We start from the raw sequence: 4,883 nt of genomic DNA, 5'->3' as shown, positions 1-4,883 counted from the left end.
AGCGGCGAGAAGGGCATCAAGAGTGGCGAGAGCGTGGCTTGCCTGCGCCGCATTGGATCGCGATCAACCCCGAAAACGGCAACTACCACCTTGGCTATCTGCTGGCCGCGCCAGTGGCGCGAACCAATGCAGCCAGGTTAAAGCCACTGCGCTATCTAGCGGCCATAGAGCATGTTCTGGCGAAGCGGCTGGGCGCTGACATGGGGTACGTTGGGTTGATCACCAAAAACCCCGTACACAGCGATTGGTGGACGGTATGGCATAACCATGCGCCCTATTCCCTCGACTACCTCGCCGAGTTCTGCCCAGATGCGGATTTAGCAGCCTACAACCGCCGCAGCGGCAAAGAGGTTAGCGGACTGGGGCGTAACGTCACGGTGTTCGATAGCGTGCGGGAATGGGGCTACAGTGCGGTGCGGGAGTATTGGCGGCCCAATGGCTATGAAGCATGGGCTGAGGCTGTCCGTGTCGCTTGTGAGAGCGCTAATGCGTTTGGGCGTGAGCAAGGTGGCCCGTTGCCCCATAGTGAGATCAAGGCCACGGCCAAGAGTATCGCCCGTTGGATCTGGCGGCACCTTACCCCGACCTCGTTTGCGGATTACGTTGATCGGACACATACCCCCGAGATTCAGGCCATCAGAGGGGCTAAGGGGGGGCGCATTGGTGGCAAGGTATCCAAGGGCGGGGGGAGGCCCAAGTCCACGAACTGGGCACTATGGGAGGCCATCCAGAGCATGAAGGCTGCCGGATACCCGCACAGCACCATAGCCGACGATCTCAACATCTCGGCCAGTACCGTTAGCAAGTACGCCAAGATTTCAAAATAGCGATCGCGAAACAAAGCCTATATCAGATAACAGCGCCCGAAAGGGCGTTCTTTTTCCCTAGAGAGCCATTAGAGAGAGGATCTTGGCGAGGGGGGTAAGGCCGATCCCGAAGGGTTGTCCATCAGGCCGTGTGTTTGGCCTGTGGGCAATAGGTCTTATCCCCGGAGCTGTTTGGTTTCTGCTGTTCGCAGTGCCCGAAGGATTTCCCCGGCTTGCTCCTGTGTCAGCACCACCGCCGATCCCCCATCCCTGATCGCCTGCATTTGGGCGGCCAGCCCCTCCATCAGCGCCCTATTTATCGTCACAGTAACGTTATTATCCTGCTGCTTTGCCCGGTAGGCCGCTTGTCGTTCTGCCCCTGTTTTGGCTGATCCGGTTTTTGGCCTGCCCCGTCCGCGCTTGATGCCAAACATGTCCCCAGTTCCCTTATCTGTGGCGTCCTTCATGGAGCTATTTCCTGTCACTGTAACGGTAATTGATTATGTGTCACTGTGACGATAAATAGCAAGTTGCCGCCCCCCTGTTTTTTTTTGCTGTACTGGTTTAAGCCAGCCGACCCGTATTACGTTTTCACCTGCTTCGCGGCTCAACGTAACACGGGGCTGGTGAGGGGCTATGCCCCTTCAATCCCCCTAAACCCACCGCCGGAGGCAGCGTGTCCAAGGCCCAAAAGATAACCACCGTCAGCGTCAGGATCGACAAGCCGACCGCAGCCGAATGGCGCGAGCGTGCGACAGCATCCGGGCTCAGCGTATCGGACTGGATCCGGGGGGCGGTCGATGCCAACCAGCAGACGAATTTGCCGACGCCCCAACGCCGTCCCGTCCGTGTCCGCGATACCAGCAACGATGCCGATCCGGTGTTGATGCGCCAGTTGGCCGGGATGAGCAACAACCTCAACCAGATAGCCCGAGCCCTGAACGAATGCCGGTTGGCCGGCTCGTCGGTGCAACTGGTGGAGTTGCTGGCCCTGCTGCGCAGCATCGAGGTTCAGGCGGGCCGCCTGCTGCCCCAGTTGCCGCCGCCCCCCAAGCCTGCGGCCAAGGGGCGCGACGATGCTCATTAAATTCCTCTCCCACGGTACGGGCAGCGGTGCCCGTGCTTCGGCCTACCTCATGGGCTCGCACGATCACACAGGTGAACCACGGGCAGGGGTGACGGTACTGCGGGGCGATCCGGTGCTGTTCGCGGCGGTGGCCGACTCGCTGCCGTTCCAGCATCGATACCGGAGTGCCGTGATCTCGTGGGCGGCGGAAGAGGCCCCGACCGCCGACGAGATCACGGCGGTTTTGGCGGACTTCGAGGCGGTGGCGTTTGCTGGGTTGGAGCCGGAAGACGTCCACCTGACGGCGGTCCAGCACGACGAACCGGATGGCGGGGTTCACGTCCACATCCTGATCCCCCGTGTTCACCTGGGCACAGGCAAATCGTTCAACCCGGCCCCACCTGGTCACCGTAAAGCCTTCGATGCGGTGAGGGATAAACACAACCACGAAAGGGGCTGGGCGCGGCCAGACGACCCGCTTCGGGCTCGAGGCGTTCAAGGACAAGAGCGATAAGACAGCCATCAAGAAACAGATCACCGACCACCTATTCGCAGCCGCCGAGCAGAGAGTGATCTCCAATGCGGCGGAGCTGCGGGACTACCTACAAACCTCGCTCGGGTGCGAAATCACGCGCACGGGGGCCGATTACACCAGCATCAAGCCGGAGGGCTATCCCAAAGCTATCCGGTTAAAAGGGGAACTCTATGGAGCGTCTTGGACAGCAGAAAGAACGCTTGAGCGAGAGGCTCAAGCAGCGGCAAGAGCAGGAATTGGGCGAGGTGGAGAAGTTAGCGAAAGCGGTGCTCGACGAGCTCAAGAAAGACTTAGAGAAGCGTGTGAGCGACGAGCTGAATACAACCGTGGGCGCTATCAAGAAAGGGATCGAGGGCTTGCCCCAACAGATCACCGATTCGACCGTTCCATTGAGGGAGGTTTTGGAGCAGGCCCAGAGCGAGACCAACACCCTCAAGCTGGTCTCCAGCGTTTGGCTCAAAGCCTTGCTGGTCGGGGTATGCACCTCCGTGGGGATCGGGCTGGGGAGCTGGGGGGTATTGAGCTGGATGGGCAGCGAGGTTCAACGGTTGAACAGCGAGATCCGCAGCGCGAAAGCCACGCTGGCCCAACTCCCCAATGGGGTGAGTTACGCCAAGGGCGAGGATGGCAAGGGCTACATCCTCGCCCCCAGCATGGGGAAACCGTTCGAAACGAAGAGCGGCAAGATGGCCGTGGAGGTGAACTGAATGACCGAACTGGAGCGGATACTGCTCGACAGGCTGGAGCGGATAGAAACGGCACACCAGCAGCAAACGGCGGCGTTGGAGCTGCAATTGCAGCAGCAGGCGCGCTCTTTGAGCGAGTTGCAAACCGCTTGCACCAGTGCGCTGGCGAGCTGCGGGACGCTATGCAGCGAGCTACAGAGAGCGTTCGATACGTTGCAGAGCGGGGTAGAGCACTCGAACAGAGTCACAGGGACTGCGCTTGGGAGCTTGAACAGCAGTGTCAACGACTTGAGCAAGGCGCTGAACGCCTTTCAGAAGGCGCAGCGCTGATCGCCGACAGGGCTGCGGAGCTGCGAAAAGAGCAGCGGCGAGATCGTGGATTTAGCATGTGATATATCGTCACAGTGACAATAATTAAGGAGATCGGGTATGAAATCAGGTCGGTTGGGTACACCTGACACGGTGGCGCATATTCGCCAGTTCCCCCGGTTGAGTACGAACTGGCGATCTATAAAGGCTCACCGTGGCTATGGGCCGATGGAAAGCCGCTGATCGACCTCCTCGATGCGACCATCGACTGGATGATCGATGACGACGGCAGCCGCTGGATCGTCATTGATACCGAATACCTGCGCCAGCAGGTGGCCCACTATGCCCTGTTGTCCGCCGATACATGGCGGCAACGGTTGCTCGATGCAGGCGTGGAGGTGGATTGAGGTGCGATTGAGTGATCGGTTTCCGGGGCTGATGCTGTGGCATACCGTGGCGGCAATGGCCGCCTTGTTCGCGGCGAAAGCCCTGCTGTACTGGGTTGCGTACTGGTTGGGCCTTGGGCTGCTCTACAGCGCTTTAGCGGGGCCTTCTTGGGGTTGTAAGCCGGAACCCCAGAAATTTCCGTCACCGTCGCATTACCCGCTCGCAGGGGTAGACCTAACAGTCGTTTCACCAGCCGCCATTGAGTTAATCCGTGCTATTGACTCCAAACAAGTGGGTTGTTTCAGAATACGGGAAATATAGAGCATTGAAAGCTAATGGAATTTTATATTGTGCAATGCGATAGAGAGTGACACTTGATATTGGTCGCAGCCCGAGCGTCGCTTCGGTGCCCTTAACGGCCTGATGATATTTTCATGGGCTACGGCAGGTTTCTGAACCTAAACCAGCCGCTCACCTGAACCAGTAATCCGTCAGCACCTCGGCCAAAGCGGCCTGTCGCGGTGACAATCGACGACTGCCGCTATCGACTCAAAGCGGAAGCTGCTGTGTTCAAAATCAGAGCCGCAAAACGGACGGTGCATTTACCGAATTACTTGTTCGATACCCTGAGCGAAGCCGATTCAATGACGCTCACGATTTGCGCGGCAATAGCATCCCTGATCTGGTCTGGCAATTTCTTCCCCGTCAATGACTCATATACCCAGAGTCCATCCGCTGCGAGTCGCGCAATGAATCGATCAAGAACGGCCTGGTCGTCGAGATGCTCCGGCGCTGGAGAAGCCCAGCCTTCAAGCACCGTGTCCCAGGCAGCCGCTGTCGCAGTGCTTTCACTCGATTGAAGTGCAGAAAGCAATTCCGCGCGATTAGCGCTTCGTGCGCTAGTACGTGCATACGCAATGGCCCGCTCTGTGGGTGTTGCCTCTGACTTCGGTCTGCCTGCGACTGATTCCAGGCTGGCCTCCCATTGCGCGGCCAAGTGCTCGTGGATTGCCTGAACAAGCGCTTCCCGCGAAGGGAAGTGGTACATCATTCCGCCCCGCGTCACGCTGGCCTCCGCCGCAACGGAATCAAAG

General features: G+C 58.9%; 8 protein-coding genes. 6 read left to right on the top strand and 2 right to left on the bottom strand.

Annotated elements, in window-relative coordinates; genetic code table 11:
- Positions 1-827: replication initiation protein (locus tag ACTG2S_RS21300; protein WP_439983297.1), on the top strand; the 827-nt coding region annotated here is incomplete at its 5' end.
- A gap of 155 nt (positions 828-982) precedes the next feature.
- Here the strand turns inward: ACTG2S_RS21300 and ACTG2S_RS21295 are convergent.
- Positions 983-1,273, bottom strand: coding sequence for a hypothetical protein (locus ACTG2S_RS21295; protein ID WP_368158657.1), 291 nt, complete (start codon positions 1,271-1,273; stop codon positions 983-985).
- 209 nt (positions 1,274-1,482) lie between these two features.
- Here ACTG2S_RS21295 and ACTG2S_RS21290 point away from each other — a divergent pair, with 209 nt between their 5' ends.
- The 5 genes from ACTG2S_RS21290 (at position 1,483) to ACTG2S_RS21270 (ending at position 3,809) form a co-directional block, all read left to right on the top strand.
- Complete coding sequence (locus tag ACTG2S_RS21290) at positions 1,483-1,893, top strand: MobC family plasmid mobilization relaxosome protein (protein ID WP_439983295.1); 411 nt, start codon at positions 1,483-1,485, stop codon at positions 1,891-1,893.
- Positions 1,883-2,386 carry a relaxase/mobilization nuclease domain-containing protein gene (locus tag ACTG2S_RS21285; protein ID WP_439983293.1) on the top strand — a complete coding sequence of 168 codons (504 nt, stop codon included), beginning with the start codon at positions 1,883-1,885 and terminating at the stop codon, positions 2,384-2,386. The genes ACTG2S_RS21290 and ACTG2S_RS21285 overlap by 11 nt, the downstream gene beginning before the upstream one ends.
- A 191-nt stretch (positions 2,387-2,577) precedes the next feature.
- Positions 2,578-3,114 carry a DUF1640 domain-containing protein gene (locus ACTG2S_RS21280; RefSeq protein WP_429052763.1) on the top strand — a complete coding sequence of 179 codons (537 nt, stop codon included), beginning with the start codon at positions 2,578-2,580 and terminating at the stop codon, positions 3,112-3,114.
- A complete protein-coding gene (locus ACTG2S_RS21275) occupies positions 3,115-3,423 on the top strand; it encodes a mobilization protein (protein WP_223932338.1) in 309 nt (102 codons plus the stop codon).
- Between the two features lie 251 nt (positions 3,424-3,674).
- Positions 3,675-3,809, top strand: coding sequence for a hypothetical protein (locus tag ACTG2S_RS21270; protein ID WP_439983291.1), 135 nt, complete (start codon positions 3,675-3,677; stop codon positions 3,807-3,809).
- Positions 3,810-4,399: 590 nt separating this feature from the next.
- On the opposite strand, the gene ACTG2S_RS21265 is transcribed toward ACTG2S_RS21270, so the two are convergent.
- Positions 4,400-4,883: hypothetical protein (locus tag ACTG2S_RS21265; protein ID WP_439983289.1), on the bottom strand; the 484-nt coding region annotated here is incomplete at its 5' end.

It is taken from the genome of Aeromonas sp. 82P (assembly GCF_051919365.1).
GTDB classification, from domain to species: Bacteria; Pseudomonadota; Gammaproteobacteria; order Enterobacterales; family Aeromonadaceae; genus Aeromonas; species Aeromonas veronii.
Note: the sequence above shows the minus strand (reverse complement) of the source record. Positions and strands in the feature narration are given on the sequence as shown.